Annotated in this window: 21 protein-coding genes; 15 read left to right on the plus strand and 6 right to left on the minus strand. The window is 62.9% G+C overall.

Features of this window, described 5'->3' with window-relative positions; all coding sequences use genetic code 11:
- Positions 1-24: 24 nt before the first annotated feature.
- Positions 25-939: an OmpA family protein gene (locus AB8A38_RS02825; protein WP_439084905.1), complete on the plus strand. Its 915-nt coding sequence runs from the start codon at positions 25-27 to the stop codon at positions 937-939.
- Positions 940-1,066: 127 nt separating this feature from the next.
- Here AB8A38_RS02825 and AB8A38_RS02830 read toward each other — a convergent pair whose 3' ends face one another.
- The gene (locus AB8A38_RS02830; protein WP_439084906.1) at positions 1,067-1,891 is read right to left on the minus strand and encodes an alpha/beta fold hydrolase; all 825 of its coding nucleotides are present in this window, start codon (positions 1,889-1,891) and stop codon (positions 1,067-1,069) included.
- A 289-nt stretch (positions 1,892-2,180) separates the two neighbouring features.
- Here AB8A38_RS02830 and AB8A38_RS02835 point away from each other — a divergent pair, with 289 nt between their 5' ends.
- Complete coding sequence (locus AB8A38_RS02835; RefSeq protein WP_315842553.1) at positions 2,181-3,122, plus strand: GlxA family transcriptional regulator; 942 nt, start codon at positions 2,181-2,183, stop codon at positions 3,120-3,122.
- A gap of 9 nt (positions 3,123-3,131) precedes the next feature.
- Here the strand turns inward: AB8A38_RS02835 and AB8A38_RS02840 are convergent, their stop codons facing one another.
- Entirely contained in the window at positions 3,132-3,851 is a 720-nt protein-coding gene (locus AB8A38_RS02840) for a hypothetical protein (RefSeq protein WP_439084907.1), read from the minus strand.
- Between the two features lie 403 nt (positions 3,852-4,254).
- On the opposite strand from AB8A38_RS02840, the gene AB8A38_RS02845 reads away from it, so the two are divergent.
- The 11 genes from AB8A38_RS02845 to AB8A38_RS02895 all read left to right on the plus strand — a co-directional run bounded on the left by AB8A38_RS02845 (position 4,255) and on the right by AB8A38_RS02895 (position 12,962).
- The gene (locus AB8A38_RS02845; RefSeq protein WP_439084908.1) at positions 4,255-4,905 is read left to right on the plus strand and encodes a glutathione S-transferase family protein; all 651 of its coding nucleotides are present in this window, start codon (positions 4,255-4,257) and stop codon (positions 4,903-4,905) included.
- A 123-nt stretch (positions 4,906-5,028) separates the two neighbouring features.
- Positions 5,029-5,595 (plus strand): TetR/AcrR family transcriptional regulator, encoded by a 567-nt coding sequence (locus AB8A38_RS02850; RefSeq protein WP_439084909.1) that lies wholly within the window; start codon positions 5,029-5,031, stop codon positions 5,593-5,595.
- A 50-nt stretch (positions 5,596-5,645) separates the two neighbouring features.
- Positions 5,646-6,614: a quinone oxidoreductase family protein gene (locus AB8A38_RS02855; protein WP_439084910.1), complete on the plus strand. Its 969-nt coding sequence runs from the start codon at positions 5,646-5,648 to the stop codon at positions 6,612-6,614.
- Between the two features lie 183 nt (positions 6,615-6,797).
- Entirely contained in the window at positions 6,798-8,051 is a 1,254-nt protein-coding gene (locus AB8A38_RS02860) for a serine hydrolase domain-containing protein (protein WP_439084911.1), read from the plus strand.
- 872 nt (positions 8,052-8,923) lie between these two features.
- The gene (locus AB8A38_RS02865; protein WP_439084912.1) at positions 8,924-10,081 is read left to right on the plus strand and encodes a substrate-binding protein; all 1,158 of its coding nucleotides are present in this window, start codon (positions 8,924-8,926) and stop codon (positions 10,079-10,081) included.
- A gap of 95 nt (positions 10,082-10,176) precedes the next feature.
- Positions 10,177-10,521 (plus strand): Lin0512 family protein, encoded by a 345-nt coding sequence (locus AB8A38_RS02870; RefSeq protein ID WP_439084913.1) that lies wholly within the window; start codon positions 10,177-10,179, stop codon positions 10,519-10,521.
- A gap of 129 nt (positions 10,522-10,650) precedes the next feature.
- Entirely contained in the window at positions 10,651-10,974 is a 324-nt protein-coding gene (locus AB8A38_RS02875) for an ArsR/SmtB family transcription factor (RefSeq protein WP_439088451.1), read from the plus strand.
- A complete protein-coding gene (locus AB8A38_RS02880; RefSeq protein ID WP_439084914.1) occupies positions 10,971-11,381 on the plus strand; it encodes an SRPBCC family protein in 411 nt (136 codons plus the stop codon). The genes AB8A38_RS02875 and AB8A38_RS02880 overlap by 4 nt, the downstream gene beginning before the upstream one ends.
- Before the next feature lie 56 nt (positions 11,382-11,437).
- The gene (locus tag AB8A38_RS02885) at positions 11,438-11,665 is read left to right on the plus strand and encodes a hypothetical protein (protein WP_439083330.1); all 228 of its coding nucleotides are present in this window, start codon (positions 11,438-11,440) and stop codon (positions 11,663-11,665) included.
- 12 nt (positions 11,666-11,677) lie between these two features.
- A complete protein-coding gene (locus tag AB8A38_RS02890) occupies positions 11,678-12,337 on the plus strand; it encodes a TenA family protein (RefSeq protein ID WP_439084915.1) in 660 nt (219 codons plus the stop codon).
- Between the two features lie 25 nt (positions 12,338-12,362).
- Positions 12,363-12,962 (plus strand): YdeI/OmpD-associated family protein, encoded by a 600-nt coding sequence (locus AB8A38_RS02895; protein WP_439084916.1) that lies wholly within the window; start codon positions 12,363-12,365, stop codon positions 12,960-12,962.
- 21 nt (positions 12,963-12,983) lie between these two features.
- Here the strand turns inward: AB8A38_RS02895 and AB8A38_RS02900 are convergent, their stop codons facing one another.
- Together AB8A38_RS02900 and AB8A38_RS02905 are read right to left on the minus strand one after the other, a co-directional pair.
- Positions 12,984-13,622, minus strand: coding sequence for a Vgb family protein (locus AB8A38_RS02900; RefSeq protein WP_439084917.1), 639 nt, complete (start codon positions 13,620-13,622; stop codon positions 12,984-12,986).
- A gap of 30 nt (positions 13,623-13,652) precedes the next feature.
- Positions 13,653-14,873 carry a helix-turn-helix domain-containing protein gene (locus tag AB8A38_RS02905; RefSeq protein WP_439084918.1) on the minus strand — a complete coding sequence of 407 codons (1,221 nt, stop codon included), beginning with the start codon at positions 14,871-14,873 and terminating at the stop codon, positions 13,653-13,655.
- 120 nt (positions 14,874-14,993) lie between these two features.
- On the opposite strand from AB8A38_RS02905, the gene AB8A38_RS02910 reads away from it, so the two are divergent.
- Together AB8A38_RS02910 and AB8A38_RS02915 are read left to right on the plus strand one after the other, a co-directional pair.
- Positions 14,994-15,743, plus strand: a complete 750-nt coding sequence (locus AB8A38_RS02910) for a DUF899 domain-containing protein (RefSeq protein ID WP_439084919.1) — start codon at positions 14,994-14,996, stop codon at positions 15,741-15,743.
- Positions 15,736-16,026: a hypothetical protein gene (locus AB8A38_RS02915; RefSeq protein WP_439084920.1), complete on the plus strand. Its 291-nt coding sequence runs from the start codon at positions 15,736-15,738 to the stop codon at positions 16,024-16,026. The genes AB8A38_RS02910 and AB8A38_RS02915 overlap by 8 nt, the downstream gene beginning before the upstream one ends.
- 15 nt (positions 16,027-16,041) lie before the next feature.
- On the opposite strand, the gene AB8A38_RS02920 is transcribed toward AB8A38_RS02915, so the two are convergent.
- Both AB8A38_RS02920 and AB8A38_RS02925 read right to left on the minus strand, forming a co-directional pair.
- Entirely contained in the window at positions 16,042-16,533 is a 492-nt protein-coding gene (locus tag AB8A38_RS02920) for a peptide deformylase (RefSeq protein WP_439084921.1), read from the minus strand.
- The gene (locus AB8A38_RS02925; protein ID WP_439084922.1) at positions 16,530-18,110 is read right to left on the minus strand and encodes a winged helix-turn-helix domain-containing protein; all 1,581 of its coding nucleotides are present in this window, start codon (positions 18,108-18,110) and stop codon (positions 16,530-16,532) included. The genes AB8A38_RS02920 and AB8A38_RS02925 overlap by 4 nt, the downstream gene beginning before the upstream one ends.
- Positions 18,111-18,178 lie beyond the last annotated feature (68 nt).

Consider the following 18,178-nt stretch of genomic DNA (forward strand, 5'->3'; position numbering starts at 1 on the left):
GCCTCCCTTGCCATGGCGCAGAGCATGCCTGCCGACGCGCCGAATGGTCGCGATCATGCCGTACTCAGCCGTTATGCCGGATCGTGGCTCGTCGCCCAGGATGTGAAGAACTTCGATCAGGTCGGCATTCCCTCCGGAGACGCTGATGTCGTCAAGCTCGAGGGGCGGGTGACGCGGCTGTTCTATCTCGCGCCTGCCGGCAAGTCGGTGCTCGAAGTGCAGCGCAACTATGAGCAGGCGCTTGAGCGCGCCGGTGCATCGAAGCTCGATGCGTGTGCCGACGACTGCGGTCGACGGAATTTCAAACCGCTGCGGGACCTGCCTGCCAATCCGCAACTGGCCAAGGTGTCGCTGGAAGGCTGGACCCCGATCACGCTGTTGCAGCAATGGCAGGAGATTGGCAGCGAGCGCTATTGGTACGGAACGTTGAATGCATCCGGTACCACACTGCATGTGGCGGTCCTCTCAGCGAAGCCAGGCACCATCGCGCTTGCCAGCAAGTACGTTGCCACGGTCGTGGAGATCGTCGAACCGAAGGCGATGGATAGCGGCAAGGTGACTGTGGATGCGGCAGCGCTCGCAAAGGGCCTGCAGGCGGAGGGTAGGGTGGCCCTCTACGGGCTGTTCTTCGACACCGGTAAGGCGGCCATCAAGCCCGAATCCAAACCGCAACTCGACGAAATGGCGCGCGTGCTGCAAGCCAATGCCGGCGCGAACGTGTTCATCGTCGGCCACACCGACAATCAGGGGTCGCTGGATGCGAACCTCGCGCTGTCGAAGGCGCGCGCGCAGGCGGTGATCGATGACCTGACTCGCAGCTACAAGATCGATGGCAAGCGCTTATCCGCATCCGGCGTGGCGAACTACGCACCGCTTGCCAGCAACGCCAGCGAAAATGGCCGCGCCCGCAACCGCCGCGTCGAGATGGTGTTGCAATAGGTCTACGAAACCGCCGGCCGGAGGTGTTCGGTGGGCGGTACCGTTCGCTGGACCCGCCTAGAGATTCTCCGCCCCGGCGTGATCACAGGTGAAAATGCGACATGTTGCGGCTGTGTCTCTTTCCCCATCAGGCGTCCAGGAAGGTTAGGCAATGGGCGACGAACGTCTCGGGGTACTGGAACAACGCACCGTGCCCCGAGTCCGGGTACAGGATCAGCTGCGCGTTCTTCATTGCCTTGAACATATTGTACGCATTGATGCTGGGAAACATCGTGTCGTCGCTGCCGTGCACGATAAGCGCAGGCTGCGCTATGGCGCGGAGCGTCGCCTCGCCCTCGTCTTTACGCGCGCACCAGCCGATGATCGCCTTGGCCTGAGGCTTGCTAACATCGTCGCCGCTGTCCGGATCGCGATCTTGCCTGCGCGCCGTTGCGCGAGCGACGAAGGCGCGTCCGGCGCGCTGGCTCGCTTCCGAGGGCGTGAAGAATAGCGGCAGTCGCACATCCGGCGCGCCGCGCGAAAAGGCTTCCTCCACCACGGCCAATAGATGTTCCTCGCCACCGCGCGGCGCGGCGCCGGCGATGATGACCTTGCGGATCAGGCTGGGTTGCCGCACGGCGAGCACCTGGGCGAGCATGCCGCCAAGCGAGAAACCGAGCAGATCCACCTGCTCAAGGCCGAGCCTGCTGATGAATGTCTCGGCGTCCGACGCCATCTGTTCCACCGTGTCGGGCGTCGCGCCGGTCGAGGTGCCGACGCCGAGATTGTTAAAGACGATGACCGGCCGCGTTGCCGCCAGAGCGTTCACCACCGCCGGGTCCCAGGAATCGATGGTCCCGGTGAAGTGCTGCAACAGAACGAGCGTCATTCCGGTAGTAGGGCCAAGACGCCTGAACGCGAAGCGTGTATCACCGATGTCGAGGTATTCGGTTTTTGTCGTTTCGAGTGACATGATAGATCCTTTGTGAGGTGCGAAGTCTGGCGGCGAAGTTGCTTCGGGAATGTCGGCCGCGGTGGCGGGGCTACTATTGCGTCAGTTCAAGCCGTCCCGGTGCGACAGGCCGAACAGCGATGTATGTTGTCGATTGGCTCGACATGGCAGCTCCGTCAAAATCCGCGAGAGAGCTACCAGCCAGCTCCCGGAGCCGACAGGACGTAGATGCCATCATTCAGGCCATGGAGATGGCGGAGCATTGCCGACCTACCTATTTAAGGTCGCGAGTAGCTGCCGCGGAGAAAGCATGAAGATTGGTCTGGTTCTTTGCCCGAGTTTTCAACCCATCTGCTTTGGGGCGGTCGCAGCGTTCGATGTGGCCAACAAGCAAGCTGGGAAGAAGCTGTACGACATGCGTATCCTCTCGGAGGAGGGAGGGCTGGTCGCCTCGTCGTCTGGTATGCAGGTTATGACGGACGCGTTCGGCGACGAGTCGTACGACACCTTGATCGTTGCTGCGGGCCTCGAGATTCCGACGTCGTCGCCCGGGCTGGTTCGGCTTCTTCGGGCGGCTGCCCGCGACGCAAGACGCGTCGCGGGCATCTGCCTGGGCTCGTTTGTTCTGGGAGATGCCGGACTGCTCAACGGCCGACGCGCCACGACGCATTGGCGCTATGCACGGGCGTTGCAGGACCGGTTTCCAAGCTGCCGTGTCGACATGGACAAGATCTTTCTCGCGGATGGTCCGATCTGGACGTCTGCCGGCATGACGGCGGGAACAGACCTCGTCGTCGGCATCATCGAGCGCGACCACGGCTCCGACGTCGCCCGTTCGGTCGCGAAGGGCATGGTCATGTACCATCGACGTTCCGGCGGGCAGTCCCAGCACTCGACCTTGCTCGATTTGAGCGCGAATGAGGATAGAGTCCAGCGCGCGCTGAACTACGCGCGCCAGAACCTCGCTGAAAGCCTGACGATTGACGATCTGGCGCGTGCCGCAAGCCTCAGTCCCCGGCAGTTCACCCGATTGTTCCGGTCGGAAACCGGCACGACGCCGGCGAAGGCGGTCGAAGCGCTACGGGTCGAAGCCGCGAAGTTGATGCTGGAGCAGAGCCGACAGCCAATCGAGGTGATCGCTCGCGAGGTGGGGTTCGCGAACAGGGAGCGGATGCGCCTGGCGTTTGCCCGTGTGCATGGCGAGGTTCCCAGAGCCATTCGGAACGAGGCCGGGCCGCTCGCCACGCTGTAGCGGCGATGTCTAGCTGAGCCGGATGTTGGAGAGATCGATCGAGACAACAAGCGGCTCAGTGCTGAAGCTGCCATCCGGCTGACGGGCATAGATCCGCCGCTTCGTCGGGAATTTAATGCCCGACACCTCTTGGTAATCCGCGATGAAGTGCGCGCCGGGCGTGTCCCCAGCGATCTCGACGTTATAGTCGTGGCGCTTCAGCAGCCCATCGCCGTCGAAGTAAAGCGTCTGTACGGCGCTGTGCGTGGCGATTTCCGTGGGGAAACGGACAGCAAGACGGCGCCAGTCCCCGCTATCGGTCTGCCAAGGCTCCAATTCCTCCGTCTCGACGCCGGGCCAGGCGAGCAGAAACGGCATGGTTAGATAGGTCCACATGGCGCAGCCGGCGAAGTAGGCGAGCTGCAATTCTGTCCATGGGGTTTGCAGCGTATGACCAGAGAAGCTTGCGCGCGGTTGAACGAGTTCTTCGAGTACGCTGCCGTCACCGGCTTCCAGGACCACGCGATCGGGCGCGAAGCGCGAGCGCCGACTACCAGCGCCGAACGGGGCATGCGACGCCCATTCCTTCTTGAGACCCACGGTGACGGTGGTGCGCTCGAGGGTTTGTGGATGTCCTTTCAAAGCCCATAAGACGCCTCCCTGTACCAGGTCGGCGGAGACCTGCTCGAACTGCCGCCAGCGCTTGAGGCCTCCATGAGCTTCGATGGCAAGTTCTTTAAGTCGTGTCATGATGTTGCTCCCAGCGGGACCGCGCGAAATGGCGAGGCTTCTTTCGCTGGAGGCTATGCGGTCGGTTGCGCCCGCTGAACGTCGTAGATGCCTTGATTCCGGCCACGGCCTTCAGGTTGACGAGGCCCTGCGATTTCTGGCGGTCGAGGTTACTTTGTAAGGCTCTCGGGGAAATGGAGTGGGAGAAATAGAGGGAAACTCTGAAGGCAGTGCGCGTCCGCTAGCGAGTGAGGGGCCAATCTCACCGTCCACTGCGACCCGCAAGAAAAATACCCGCATGTGTCGGGAAGCCCGCCCGTCATGCGTCCTTGGGAGACGAAGAGCTGAGAGAGACGATGTGGAAGACTATCGTCGTGACCCATGTCACGCTCGATAGCGTCATGCATTTGCCGGGAGTCTGCCTATGAACCCCACCATTACCGCCTTTGAACGGTCGCCCGATCGCGGCAGGGGATTGGCCCGGGACATGCGCGTTCGCTGGGCGCTCGAAGAAGTGGATCAACTCTACGACGTTCGACTTCTTTCGTTCAGTGAGATGAAGGAAGCTCCGCATCGGGCGCGTCATCCTTTCGGGCAGATTCCGACCTACGAGGAGGGCGACCTTGTCCTGTTCGAGTCAGGAGCGATCGTGTTCCATATCGCAGAGGGCCGTGCAGGCTTGCTGCCAGATGACGCGAACGCCCGGGCGCGGGCAGTCACGTGGATGTTTGCCGCACTCAATACGGTCGAGCCGCCGATCGTCGATCTCCTCATCGTCACGCTCCTCGAACGCGACAAGACCTGGTATGAGCAGCGTCTGGCGATGGTCAAAGACCGCATCCGCGGGCGGCTGGGCGAACTTTCCAAGCACCTTGGCGATGCCGACTGGCTCGACGGTGCGTTCAGTGCCGGTGACCTGCTGATGGTGTCGGTGCTGCTCAGGTTGGGGGCGTCGGGCCTACTGGATGAATATCCCAACCTCTCCGCCTATGTCGCCCGCGGCGAAGCCCGGCCTGCCTACAAGCGTGCTTTCGCCGCTCAATTGGCGGTTTTCACCGCTGCGTCGGGCAGCTGATAGGAACCCCTCAGGGCAGCGTTCGAAGACCGCAACAGCGGCGCGGGGCCGGTTTATCGAATTTACTTCTCGCGGCGCTATAAATTCTTGAACATTCGTTCCTGAATTGCTATCTTGCCGTTTATGGCGAGACCACGGGAATTCGACACGGACGCCGCGCTCGACGGCGCGATCAATGTCTTTAGCGGGCATGGATATGAGGGCAGTTCGGCCCAGATGCTCGTCGATGCAATGGGGATCGGGCGACAGAGCCTTTACGCTGCCTTCGGCGACAAGTGGCAGCTTTATTGCGCGGCGGTGCGTCGCTATGGAATGGGCGAATGTGCTGCACATATCGACGCGCTCAGAAGCGGACCGCGCGCGATCGATGGCATCGGCGCGATGCTGCGCCGTGTCGTGAAAACAGCCGATCGGCCGTGTCTTGGCGTTGGCTCCATCTATGAATTCGGCGTGTCCGAACCTGACCTCCAGAAGATCAATGGAGTGCTGGCGAAAAGCTTGCGAGCTGCCATCGCAGCGCGTGTTCGCGATGCGCAGCGTGAAGGCGATGTCGCCGGCGGCCTCGACCCTGAAGCGACCTCGGAATTTCTGATCGCGAATATCGCCGGCATCCGCGTCGCCGGACGAGGCGGCGCCGCGCGCGCGGCTTTGGCCGGTCTGGCCGACATGGCCATGAGGGGACTGCGATAGTCCCTTTTTTTGGAAAATTTAGGAATGATCGTTCAATAAAGGAGCAAGTGATGAGAGCTGTTGTGATGATCGGAACGGGCGGTCGCGAGGTGCTGGAATATGTCGAACGTCCGGACCCTCTAGCTGGACCGGGCGAGGCATTGGTCGAGGTTGTCTTTGCGGGGGTGAACTTCATGGACATCGGCGTGCGTCAGGGCATGGCATGGACCGAGATGCCCAATCCCAAGATTTTGGGGGTCGAGGGTGTGGGGCGTGTGCTGGCAGTCGGGGATGGTGTCGAAGACATCAGGCCCGGCCAGCGGGTCGCCTGGGTTTATGCGCCCGGAAGTTATGCGGAGCGGATCGCGATCCCTGTCACGTCGTTGGTGCCGGTTCCTGACGCGATCGATGATCGCACCGCTGCGTCGGTGATGATGCAGGGTCTCACTGCCAGCCATTTCGCCACGGACTTCTATCCGGTGCAGCACGGGGACATCGCTTTCGTCCATGCAGCGGCGGGCGGCGTGGGACTGCTGCTGACCCAGATCATCAAATTGCGGGGCGGCCATGTCATCGGACGTGTATCGTCGCAGGAGAAGGTCGCTGCAGCCAGGGAAGCTGGCGCCGACCATGTGATCATCGATACCGAAGGCCGGTTCGCCGAGGAGACACTACGCCTGACCGATGGCCAAGGCGTGTACGTCGTCTATGACGGCTCCGGGCCGACGACCTTCCAGGGCTCGCTCGATGTGCTGCGTCGGTCGGGCACGTTCTGCTGGTATGGCCCAGTGCTTGGTGGGCCTGGACCGCTCGACATCATGAGCCTGCCGAAGAGCATCAAGATCGGCTATGCGACCTTCTTCGATCACGTCCACACGCCCGAACTGCTGCGCGCGCGTTCGGAGCGGCTGTTCAACTGGATCGCGACGGGAGAGCTCAAACTCCACATCGGCGGAGAATATCGTTTGGAGGACGCAGCAAAGGCCCACGCCGATATGGAAAACCGCAAGACAACCGGCAAGCTGCTGTTGGTCCCATGAAGCCCGAGTATCGGGTTTGTGGCTCGGCTGAAGTGTTCGGGGCACATGCGTCAATCTGGGCTGACTGCCTTGAGTGAACTTGCGACATGCAGTTGCCGAATGCAGCCCGGCTGTTGTGTTTGATGTGTCCCGCCGCCTCGCATGTTACGACCAACTTACTTGCCGCCTTACCGGAGCCCCTTCATGTCTGACGCGCCTACACCGAACCACGTCCCCACCGCCGCCGAGACCGATCCCGAGACGCTCGGCTGGATGAAGGGCTTTCCGCCTGCGAAGGACAAGACCATCCAATTTCACGACGGCTCGTTCCGCAACTTTCCCGAGCTGCGCTGGGCCTGGAGCAATGTCCGCCAGCTGGTGCCGACGGTGAATGTCTGGCGCGGCGCGGGCGGCGCATCCACGCTGCCGCGCGCAGAGCGCGATATCGGCGGCATCGCGTCGACCACCATGGATGGCCGGCCGATGACCTTCGCGCGGATGTTCGACGAGACCTATGCCGATGGCATCGCGGTGCTGCACAAGGGCAAGCTGATTTACGAGCGCTATGCCGGCGCGCTGAAGCCGCACAAGCCGCATATCGCCATGTCGGTGACCAAGTCGTTCACCGGCACGCTCGCCGGCATTCTGGTGGCCGAAGGCAAGATAGATCCGCAGGCACCGGTCACCGACTATGTGCCGGAGTTGAAGGCTACTGCCTTCGGCGACGCTCGCGTGCATGAAGTCATGGATATGACCACGGGGCTGAAATACACCGAGGTCTATACCGACAAGAATTCCGATGTGTGGGGGCTGCGGCGCGCCAATGGCATGGCGCCGATCCCTCCGAACTATGAAGGCGCGAGCGACATCTTCGCCTTTCTCTGTACGCAACAGAAACAGGGCGAGCACGGCAAGGCCTTCGCCTACAAGACCGTCAACACCGACACGCTCGCCTGGATCATCCGCCGCGCCAGCGGCATGACGCTGTCCGATCTTCTGTCGGAACGCATCTGGGCGCCGATGGGGGCGGAGGAGGACGCGCATTATCACGTCGACCGCATCGGCACCGAGAGCGGCGGCGGTGGGTTGTCGACGACGCTGCGCGATCTCGCGCGCTTCGGCGAGGTGATGCGCAATCACGGCCGCTTCAACGGCCGCCAGATCGTGCCTAGCGCAGTGGTCGAGGATATCGAGCGCGGCGCCGATCCCGCAAAATTCAAGCCGGCGGGCTACACCACGCTGCCGGGCGCGTCGTATCGCAACCAGTGGTGGGTGACCCACAATGAACACGGCGCCTATATGGCGCGCGGCGTCTACGGGCAGGGGCTCTATATCGATCCGAAGGCCGAGATGGTGATCGCGCGCTATGCGTCGCATCCGGTCGCCGGCAATGCCGCCAACGATCCGGTGACGCTGCCGGCCTATATGGCGCTGGCGAAGGAACTGATGGCGGGCTGAGAGCCAAGATCTGCGGAACCCGGGGAACCCGAACGGGAACCTAAGGCCACGCCGCGCGTATGCTTGGCGGCCGACATCTTCCGTCGGCGCCAGGCGGACCCCTCCAGAATGATCAAGCCCTCGTCCCTCGCTTCGTGGCTGCGCTGCTGGTGTGCGGCGTTATTGTTGTCATGCACTATCGTTGCAACGGTGCCGCTGCATGCGCAGGAGCGTGCTTCTGGTGCTCGGACTGGCCGCAGCAATCCGGCTGTCGCCACCGACGGCGCGACGCTGATTCATGGCAATTACTGCGGTGCCGGCAACCGGCCGGGCAAACCGCCCATCGATGCCCTCGATCTCGCCTGCATGAACCATGACGCCTGCACGCCGGCGAGCGGCATTCCTAACTGCGACTGCAACGCCAGGCTTCGCGACGAAGCGGCCGCAGTGGCAGGGGACCCCCGACAAGCGCCGGAGCTCCAGAGTCTGGCGGCATTGACCTCTGCGGCTGCGGCCGTGATGATCTGTAAGCCGATGATCGATGCCGCAGTCCCTCCGGTGGTTGCTCCTGTCCCTGTGGCTCGGGACGCTCCTGCAGCAGGCGCACCGGTGGCAATCACGCCGGCTCCCGTTGCTGGAGCACCTGTGTCGATTGTCCCCGATAGTGTCGCGCCCGTGGCTGCCGCTCCCGTAACAGACGTATCTGAAACCCCGCTGCCTGTCGCGCCAGTCACTGACGCTCCCGCGCCTGCTGTACCCGTGCCCAGGTCGACCGCGTTGCCCTGAGCAGACAGAGCCCTGATCGGCTCTTGCGCGCCGCGATCTTTCCGGGGCAATCATGAGTGCGAGTTTAGGTGCGCCCACAGCGCAGCCCATGGCAGAGGGAAGCGCGCATGAAATCATTTGTCGCACGAGGCATGACGCTTGCATTCCTGCTGGGGCCTTCGGCGCTCGGCTCCGCAGCGGCGGCCGCTGATCCCATCCGCGTCGGCGCCGTGTTGCCGTTCTCCGGTGGCGTCGAACCTTATGGCCAGCAGGCAAAACTCGGACTCGATCTGGCGGTGAAGGAGATCAACGCGTCGGGCGGCATTCTCGGCAGGCCGCTCGAGATCATCTATGTCGATGACAAGACCCGGCCGGCCTCCGCCGAGAGCGCGATGCGGTCGGTGATCGACAGCGGCGTCGTTGCGGTTGTCGGCCCTGTCACCTCGGCCAACTTCAATGCGATCAGGCCGCTCGCCGAGAGCACGAAGACGCCGCTGCTCTACGCCACCAATTTCGAAGGCGGCACATGCAGCCGCTACATCTTTTCGTTCAGCACGGTGCCGAACCAGGATCTCGGCCAGTTGCTGCCCTATATGAACGAGGCCGTCGGCAATACCTATTTCTTGCTCGGCGCCGATCGGGTCTGGCCGCACCAGATGTTCGATATCGCCAGGCCGCTGATCGCAAAGCTCGGCGGCACCATCGTCGGCACGCAATACACGCTGGGGACGGAGACGGATTTTACGCCGCTGATCAAGCAGGTGGCGGCGGCAAAACCGAAAGTGCTGCTGTTTGCGCTGAAGGGCGACGGCATGGATTTCATCCGGCAGGCTGACGATCAGGGCCTGTTCAAGGACACCACGGTCGCGTTCCTGGGATTGTCCGAGATCGATCTCGGCATTTTCAAGGGCAAGGGTCAGAACATGATCACCGTGGTGCCGTCGCTGGCGACCAGCGATGCGCCGGAGATGAAGGCTTTCGTGGCCAAAGTGCATGCTACAGCTGGAAACGACGTGCTGGTGTCGAACTACGTCATGACTCACTACAACACGTTGATCGCGCTCAAGGCTGCGATCGAGAAAGCAGGGAAGGTCGACAAGGAGGCCATCGTTGATGCGCTCGGTGAGCTTACCATCCCGTCGCCGACAGGTCCTGTCATTATTGATGCGAACCACTATGCAACGATGAGCATGTTTATTGCCAAAACGCAGGGGCAGGAGCTCGTCCCCGTCCGCGGGCTGGGCGCGATCGCGCCGCAGCCAGGCTGCACGATGCCCGGTCGCTGATCGCAACTGGCGGGATGGCAGGGCGCTGGCGCGCGCTGCAGGAGATTGCTTAAGTTCGCCGCAATGCAATTGGGAATAAGTGGAGACGACAACAGATGGCAAAGGTGCGCTGTATTACCGAGATGGGCATGGGCGTTGACGTCCACGGCCGCGACGCCACCAAGGCTGCCAAGCGCGCGGTGTCGGATGCTATTCGCCATTCCAGCGTTGGCTTCTTCCGGATGGTCGGCAAGACGCCGCATGACATGTTTGTCGATGTGACCGTCGCGGTGCCGAATCCGGACGACGTCGACACGGCGGCGGTCGCGAAGGAATTGCCTTACGGCACCGTGACCGTGACCGCAGTCAAAGGCGGCCTCGACATTCCGGCCGAGAGCGGCGGCGACGGCATTCTCATTGCAAATGCGGCGGTGCTGGTGAGCCTCGACGACGGCAAGTAGATCGGCCGCCTCGGACGACGCCCGCGCTTTCCGCGATCCCGAAAACTCCCTCCCATCCATTTCACGCTTGACCAACCCATAACTCATTGGTTATTGATCTAATCGATAACTGACGGGTTATGGATGGCGATGCCGAACACCTTCGATGTGCTCTTCAAGACGCTCGCCGATCCGACCCGGCGCGCGATCTTCGAACGGCTCTGCCGTGAGGGGGAGCAGACCGTCGCAGCGCTGACCGCGCAAGCCGGCGTCTCGCAGCCGGCGGTCTCCAAGCATCTCGGCGTGCTGAAGCAGGCGGGGCTGGTGCTCGATCGCCACAGCGGCCGTCAGACACATTATCGCTCGCAACCGGCGGCCCTGGCACCGCTCCTCGACTGGACCAGCCAGATGGCCGGGTTCTGGGAGAGCCGGTTCGACGATCTCGAACAACTACTGAAGAGGATGGACAATTGACCAATACTGCAGCCGAAACACGTTCTGTCGTCGTCGAGCGGGAATTTGGCCATGCGCCGGAAAAGCTCTGGCGCGCGCTGACCCAGCCGCATTTGATCGCCGAGTGGCTGATGAAAAACGATTTCCAGCCCGTCCTCGGGCATCGTTTTGATCTGAGCGCAAACTGGGGCGTGGTCGCTTGCCGGGTCACGGAAGTCGAGCCGAACCAAAAGCTCGCTTACACGTGGGAGGCCCTGGGTCTCGAGAGTGTCGTAATCTGGACACTTACGCCTTCGAACAACGGGACACTGCTGCGCATGGAGCAGATCGGCTTCCGACCGGATCAGGAGCAGGCCTATCAGGGCGCCAAGTTCGGATGGCCGCGCTTCCTGGCGTCGATGGAGCAGCTTCTGGCGCGACTGGACTGAATTCGGCCCACACAGAATCTCACGCAACTTCCGCATCGCACTGAGGGTCACTCAACATGAGCCTATGGATCAGATACGCACACCGCTGGCTGTCGCTGGCTTTTACTGTGACGGTCATCGCCAATTTCGCTGTCCGCGGATTTGGCGAGCCGCCAGCCTGGGTGACCTTCTCGCCGTTGCCACCGCTGTTTCTGTTGATGTTCAGCGGTCTCTATATGTTCGTGCTGCCCTATGCCGCAAAGTGGCGTAGAGCAACGCAGGGCAGTGGACGGATGAACGCGTGAATTGGAATGCGCATGGATATTTTTGATCGTCTCAAATCAGCTGCGGCCGATGACTGGTCCAGCTATGTCGATCATAGTTTCGTCCGCCAGCTCGGTGCCGGCACGCTGCGGGAGCCCGCGTTTCGCACCTATCTGGTGCAAGACTATCTGTTCCTGATCCAATTCGCGCGCGCCTACGCGCTGGCGACGTACAAGAGCCGCACGCTTGACGACATGAAGGCGGCCCAAGGCGGACTTGCGTCCATCCTCGGCGAGATGGAGCTTCACGTAAAACTGTGCAGCCGCTGGGGACTGTCGCCCGCCGATATCGAGGCCGCGCCCGAGCTTCAGGCGACGGTGGCCTATACGCGCTTCGTGCTGGATTGCGGCGCCGCTGGCGATCTGCTCGACCTGCATGTGGCGCTGGCGCCCTGCGTGATCGGTTATGCCGAGATCGGCAAGAAGCTTGCGCCTGACGGTGCCGATGCGCTCGGCGATCATCCGTATCGCGAATGGATCGGCGAATACGCCGGTGACGCCTATCAGGATATCGCGATGAAAGCACGCCGCCATCTCGACGATCTCGCCGCGCGTGCGATGACCGAGCGGCGCTTTACGGAGCTCGCAAAATTGTTCGGTCAGGCGTCGCGGCTGGAAGCTGACTTCTGGCAGATGGGGCTGGAGGCGCGCTAACGCGGCGCGCCGAGCAGGACAGAGCATGGCACCCGTCAAGGTCGATCCCGCCAATGTGCGCGAGTTCAAGAACGCCGACGCATTCTACAAATGGCTCGGCAAGAACCACGACAAGGCCGACGAGGTCTGGATCAGGATTCACAAACTGAAATCCGGCCTCGCATCGATCACGCCGAAGGAGGCGATCGATGTCGTGCTGTGCTGGGGCTGGATCGACGGCATCCGCAAGGGACTGGACGAGACGAGCTTCCTGCAACGCTATTCGCCGCGCGGCAAAAAGAGCGTGTGGAGCAAGATCAATGTCGACAATGTTGCGCGCCTCGTCGCAGAGGAGCGCATGACCGAACGCGGCCTCGTCCATGTCGAGGCTGCGAAAAGTGATGGCCGCTGGGATCGCGCCTATGGCAGCGGCAAGGACATGGCGATCCCCGCCGATCTGCAGGCCGCAATCGACGCCGAGCCGAAAGCCAAAGCGATGCTGGCCAAGCTCAGCGCCCAGAACCGCTTCTCGCTGGCATTTCGGGTGCACAACATGAAGACCGAAGCGGGCCGCAAGAAGCGGATTGCGGCCTTTGTCGAGATGCTCAAGAAAGGCGAGACGATCTATCCGCAAACCAGAAAGTGAAGTGGCGTCACTCGTTGCTTTTCACTTCCGCCTCGGCCGCCTGATCGCGCGTACCTTGCCGCTGGCTCCGCCGCCGGCGAAGAACTGATCGGCACCATCTGACTCGAGGCCGGAGACGCCACTGCCTGCCGGCAGTGCGAGCTTCTCCAGCGCTTCGCCGGTTTGCGGATCGATGCGCCTGATGTCGCTCTCGTCGTTTTCCCAGGTGCCGTGCCAGAGTTCGCCATCGACCCAGGTCACGCCGGTGACGAAGCGGTTGCTCTCGATGGTGCGCAGGATCTTTCCAGTGTCGGGATCGATCTGATGGATTTTGCGCTCGCGATACTGGCCGACCCACAGCGTGCCTTCGGCCCACGCCATGCCGGAGTCGCCGCCATTGCCGGGCGCGGGAATGGTGGCGAGCACGCGGCCGGTTTGCGGATCGATCTTCTGGATACGGTCCTCGGCGATCTGAAACAGATGCTTGCCGTCGAAGGCCGTGCCGGCGTGGGCAGCGACGTCGATGGCACGTACCGTCTTGCCGCTTGCGGGATCGAGTGCGTGGAGTTTGTTTCCGGATGCGAACCAGACTTGCGTGCCGTCATAGGTGACGCCATGCACGCCGTCGACACCCTCGAAGGGGCCATATTCGCGAATGATTTCGGCTGCTGAGTTGGTCATGTAACTCTCCCTGATGATGTGACGATGACCCTAGTGATCCGGCAGCGGCGGCGGGAGTAACAACATCGTCGCGAGTCCCGGCAGGGATGGCGACGTCCAGCGGCGTGCGCGACCGCGACCGAGCGGCTGCACCTTGTTCTCCACCGCCAGTTCGTCGAGTGCCCGCTGAACGCTGCGCTGGCTCGTGCCGAGCGCCAGCGCCAATGCCGAACTCGACCAGGCTTCTCCATCGGCGAGAAGCGCGAGCACTGCGGCGTGTTCTTCCTCGACCGGCCGCGCCAGCACGACGACGTCGCGGGCGCGGCGTAGTACCAGCGCAAAACCGGGTTTGGTCGCATTCACCTCGGCCAGCGGCGCAAGCAGTTTGCGCAGCCGTCCCATCTCGACGCGGAGCCGCGCGCGATGGGAGTCATCGGCATGTCTGGCGCGAAATGCGCGCGCCAGCAGCGTTTCGCGGGAAACATCCGCAGGCCATGCTTCGCCAAGTGCGCGGGCGAGGGCGAACAGAACGGGCCGGGTCGCCAGCGACAGCTCTGTCTTCTGGCAGCGGATGACATGCCGGCACGCATCGATGACGATGGCTTTCGAATTCTGCAACGCCTCGACATCGTCGAGCAGCAACACGCGTTCGCCGCCGCGTGCGATCAGACGCGCAGCGGGAGCATCGAGAAGTCGGGATGCCGTGTCCACTTCGGCCGTTAGCGCCGGAATGCGGGCAAGCCTGGCGGCACGCTGCGCGTCGGCAATGGCGGCGCGTGACTTTTTCGCCTGCAGGCGGCGCATCGCGATGCCGGCGACGACCAGCGCGTGCGCCGTACGCAAGGCGGGCGGCAGAGGCGCAGGATCGAGGGCGCCGAGCTTGCGTTCGGCTTCGTCGAGACGTCCGATCAGGAGAAGGCGCCTGACGTCGAGATAGCCGCCATAGGCCGCATTCACATGGTCGCCGTGGGCGTCGAGCGTGAGCCGCGCGGCGTCGAGCGCCTTGCTGGGCCAGTTCAGATCGCGCGAGACAAGCGCAATCTCCGCCTCGGCGACGATGCACCGCGCACGCGCCACCGGTTCCTTCGCACCGAAGGCGCGCGCGGCCCGTTTTACGAGCTCCTTCGCGCGTGCGAAATCGCCGAGCTGCGCCATTGCGATGCCGCGCAACGCGAGCGCCGGCGGGTCATCGCGCAATGCAACACGCTTCAACGCACCCAGCGGATCACCCGCCGCGAGCGCATGACCTGCGGCGGTGATCAGGGAGTCCATTCAAATCCCGCCACACTTGTCACTCCCACCCGTCCATTGCCGGATCCTAATCTACCTCACGACGATCAACCGGCAAGTCGTGCCGGCAACGCATGACGATGGACGAAAATGGAGAAGACGATGACGGCACCGATGAAAACACCACCGATTGTGTCACCGCAGGCATGGGAGTCCGCGCGAACGGACATGCTCGTGAAGGAGAAGGCTGTGATGCGTGCGCGCGATGCGCTGGCGGCCGAGCGCCGGCGAATGCCGTGGATGGAAGTGGATAAGGCCTATGCGTTCGAAGGGCCCGATGGCCAAGCCAGCTTGCTCGACCTGTTCGACGGCCGCCGTCAGTTGATCGTCTATCGCGCCTTCTTCGAGCCAGGCGTGTTCGGCTGGCCCGATCACGCCTGCCGCGGCTGTTCGCTTGGCGCTGATCAGGTCGCCCACCTCGCGCATCTGAATGCCCGCGATACCACCCTCGTATACGCCTCGCGGGCACCGCAGGCGGACATCGCGCGCCTGAAGGCGCGGATGGGCTGGACGATGCCCTGGGTCACCATCACGGACAGTTTCGACGCCGACTTCGGGGTCGACGAGTGGCACGGCCATAACGTGTTCTTCCGCGACGGTGATCGCGTGTTCCGCACCTATTTCATCAACAGCCGCGGCGACGAGGCGATGGGGACCACCTGGAGCTATCTCGACGCGACGCCGCTCGGCCGCCAGGAGGTCTGGGAGGATTCGCCCGAAGGCTACCCGCAGACTCCAACCTACAAATGGTGGAACTGGCACGACAACTATGTCGCCGGCGCCGCACCCGACAAGAAATGGGTCGAAGTCTCTGCCGCCGGAGAGGCGACGTTCCGGAAGACCGATGATTAGCGCCATCGACGACGTCGATCGTACGAAGGCCTATCGCTGGAAAATGGCTAGCCTTGCGCCGGCCGCCGACTGGCTAAGCCTTGCGGCCGCACCGGCCTTCGCACTGATGGCGCTGCTGACGGGTGTGCTCGATAGCAGTTCGCCGGACCTGCTCTGTTCAACGTCGCGTTCATCGCCGTGGAGTGGAATGGCGGTGATGTATGCCTTCATGAGTTTGTTCCATACCGTGCCCTGGCTCAGGCTGATATCCGGCCGATGCCGCCAATCGCAGCGGCGGACGTGACGGTTGTCGCGCGTTTCAGGCGCGCGACAACTTCTCGAACCGCTTGATCAGCCGCTCGCGCTTGAGGCGCGAGAGGCGCTGGATCCAGAACATGCCGTTGAGCTGGTCGATCTCGTGCTGGTGGCACACCGCGCGAAGGCCGTCTGACTCTTCGATCTGCGTATTGCCGTTGAGATCCTGATAGGCGAGTCGGATACGAGTATGACGTTGGATATCGTCATTCACACCGGGCATCGAGACACTGCCTTCCTGATGCATGATCATCTCGGGCGAGGCCCATGTGATCTCCGGATTCACATAGGTCCTGGCGCTATCGCCGAGATCGAGCACGACGACGCGCAGGGAAAGGCCGATATGCGGCGCGGTGATGCCGATGCCGGGGGCGGCATGCATAGTATCGCGCAGATCGTCAGAGAGCGCGCGCAGCGCATCGTCGAACACCGTGACAGGTGCTGCCGGCTGCGCGAGACGCGGATCAGGATAGCGGACGATCGGGCGGATCGTCATTCGGGCAGCCCCGCGGCTTTCAGGGCGACGGCGTAGGTTTGCGCCATCGATTCCACGGGGACGGGGATGCGCGCAAAGAAAGCGGAGACTGTCAGCTCCGGCTCGATGGTCAGCAACTCCTCGACCACCTGTGCGGCGCGTTCATGCTCGCCGGTTTTGACGAGCGCCACGGCGAGCGCGCGGAGTGCGACGGCGAAGCGGCGGTTCTGCAGCAGCGCCTTGTCCGCCCAGCTGATCGCTTCGGCATAGTTCTCGTCGATGATCGCGGCGATGGCCAGCGCACCGGAGACGAACCAGCCGCGCGGATCGAGCGGGTTCAGCCGGCGCGCTTGGTCGAGCAGAGCGCGTCCGGCCTGCTGCTGCCCGCGCATGGTCTCGATCCATCCGGCCAGTGCAAGTGCAGTGGCGGAGTTTGGATTGATCGCGAGCGAGCGGCGGAACAATTCGATGGCAGCGTCCTTTGCCGTCTGCGGCTCGGCGAGATTCCACATCGCAAAGGCGGCCATCCAGAGAATCTGCGGATCGTTCGGCATCCGCTCGATGGCGCGCTGTGCGAGTGCCAGGCCTTCGCCGCGATGGGTATCGTCCGGGGTGATCCAGCCCTGGAAGTGTCGCTGCGCGTGGCAATAGGCGGCGGCCGCCATCGCCGGGGCGTAGGTCGGATCGAGCGCCAGTGCCTGATGCAGGCAACCCAGCGCCGCACTCATGCTCGCCGGCGTGAAGTCGTGTTCGAATCCATAGGCGCGCAGCAGCAAGTCATAGGCATCGGGCTTGTTCGGACGGCTGTGCCTGCGCCGTTCGATTTCGGCGATGCGCAGCGTCGGCTCGATGGCAGCCACGGCGCGTTCGGTGATGCGGTCCTGCAGGTCGAACACGTCGCTGCGATCACCATCGAAACGGTCGGCCCACAGATGTGCGCCGGAGCGCGCGTCGATCAGTTGCGCGATGATACGCAGCCGTTCGCCGACACGGCGGACGCTGCCTTCCAGAACATAATTGACGCCAAGCGTGCGGCCGACCTCACGGATATCAACCGGTTTGTTCTTGTAGGTGAATGACGAATTGCGCGCGATCACAAACAGGCCGCTGCAACGCGACAGGTCGGTGATGATTTCCTCAGCGATGCCGTCGCCGAAATAGTCCTGCTCGGGGTCGGCGCTCATATTGGTGAAGGGCAGGACCGCAATCGACAGCCCTTCGGGATCGGCAGATTTGGACAGGAGTGCAGTTGCTGGCGCCGTCACAGCGAGCGGAGAGGGGCTGTCGGTTTGTTCGAAGACCTCGCCAACGAAGCGAAATCCCTTCCGCGGCAAGGTGCGGATCAGCCGCTGCTGCTCGCCATTGTCGCCGATGGCCGTGCGGGCCGCGTTGACCCGGCTGCTGAGCGTCGCCTCGGACACGATGCGGCCATGCCAGACCTCGGCTAGCAGATCGTCACGGCTGACGACCTTGTCCCGGGCGCGGATCAGGAATTCCAGCACGTCGAACACCTGCGGTTCCACCGCCACCGTGTCCGTGCCCCGCCGCAGCTCCCGCCGGTCAGTGTCGAGGACGAATTCGTCGAACTGAAACAGCAAGATAGGGGGTCCAATACCTGTTGTCGCGCTGAGGCCTTTTGCGCAGGAGCGTCCCCTAGCACACCCCG

It is taken from the genome of Tardiphaga sp. 839_C3_N1_4, assembly GCF_051811045.1.
Lineage (GTDB): Bacteria > Pseudomonadota > Alphaproteobacteria > Rhizobiales > Xanthobacteraceae > Tardiphaga.

What these genes read in the sequence shown, in the direction of transcription:
- AB8A38_RS02865 (WP_439084912.1), top strand. Translation starts at nt 8,924, where the DNA reads ATGAAATCATTTGTCGCACGAGGCATGACGCTTGCATTCCTGCTGGGG.
- AB8A38_RS02840 (WP_439084907.1), bottom strand. Translation starts at nt 3,851, where the DNA reads ATGACACGACTTAAAGAACTTGCCATCGAAGCTCATGGAGGCCTCAAG.
- AB8A38_RS02920 (WP_439084921.1), bottom strand. Translation starts at nt 16,533, where the DNA reads ATGACGATCCGCCCGATCGTCCGCTATCCTGATCCGCGTCTCGCGCAG.
- AB8A38_RS02845 (WP_439084908.1), top strand. Translation starts at nt 4,255, where the DNA reads ATGAACCCCACCATTACCGCCTTTGAACGGTCGCCCGATCGCGGCAGG.
- AB8A38_RS02825 (WP_439084905.1), top strand. Translation starts at nt 25, where the DNA reads ATGCCTGCCGACGCGCCGAATGGTCGCGATCATGCCGTACTCAGCCGT.
- AB8A38_RS02860 (WP_439084911.1), top strand. Translation starts at nt 6,798, where the DNA reads ATGTCTGACGCGCCTACACCGAACCACGTCCCCACCGCCGCCGAGACC.
- AB8A38_RS02850 (WP_439084909.1), top strand. Translation starts at nt 5,029, where the DNA reads ATGGCGAGACCACGGGAATTCGACACGGACGCCGCGCTCGACGGCGCG.
- AB8A38_RS02855 (WP_439084910.1), top strand. Translation starts at nt 5,646, where the DNA reads ATGAGAGCTGTTGTGATGATCGGAACGGGCGGTCGCGAGGTGCTGGAA.
- AB8A38_RS02910 (WP_439084919.1), top strand. Translation starts at nt 14,994, where the DNA reads ATGACGGCACCGATGAAAACACCACCGATTGTGTCACCGCAGGCATGG.
- AB8A38_RS02830 (WP_439084906.1), bottom strand. Translation starts at nt 1,891, where the DNA reads ATGTCACTCGAAACGACAAAAACCGAATACCTCGACATCGGTGATACA.
- AB8A38_RS02875 (WP_439088451.1), top strand. Translation starts at nt 10,651, where the DNA reads ATGCCGAACACCTTCGATGTGCTCTTCAAGACGCTCGCCGATCCGACC.
- AB8A38_RS02870 (WP_439084913.1), top strand. Translation starts at nt 10,177, where the DNA reads ATGGCAAAGGTGCGCTGTATTACCGAGATGGGCATGGGCGTTGACGTC.
- AB8A38_RS02885 (WP_439083330.1), top strand. Translation starts at nt 11,438, where the DNA reads ATGAGCCTATGGATCAGATACGCACACCGCTGGCTGTCGCTGGCTTTT.
- AB8A38_RS02890 (WP_439084915.1), top strand. Translation starts at nt 11,678, where the DNA reads ATGGATATTTTTGATCGTCTCAAATCAGCTGCGGCCGATGACTGGTCC.
- AB8A38_RS02905 (WP_439084918.1), bottom strand. Translation starts at nt 14,873, where the DNA reads ATGGACTCCCTGATCACCGCCGCAGGTCATGCGCTCGCGGCGGGTGAT.
- AB8A38_RS02835 (WP_315842553.1), top strand. Translation starts at nt 2,181, where the DNA reads ATGAAGATTGGTCTGGTTCTTTGCCCGAGTTTTCAACCCATCTGCTTT.
- AB8A38_RS02900 (WP_439084917.1), bottom strand. Translation starts at nt 13,622, where the DNA reads ATGACCAACTCAGCAGCCGAAATCATTCGCGAATATGGCCCCTTCGAG.
- AB8A38_RS02915 (WP_439084920.1), top strand. Translation starts at nt 15,736, where the DNA reads ATGATTAGCGCCATCGACGACGTCGATCGTACGAAGGCCTATCGCTGG.
- AB8A38_RS02895 (WP_439084916.1), top strand. Translation starts at nt 12,363, where the DNA reads ATGGCACCCGTCAAGGTCGATCCCGCCAATGTGCGCGAGTTCAAGAAC.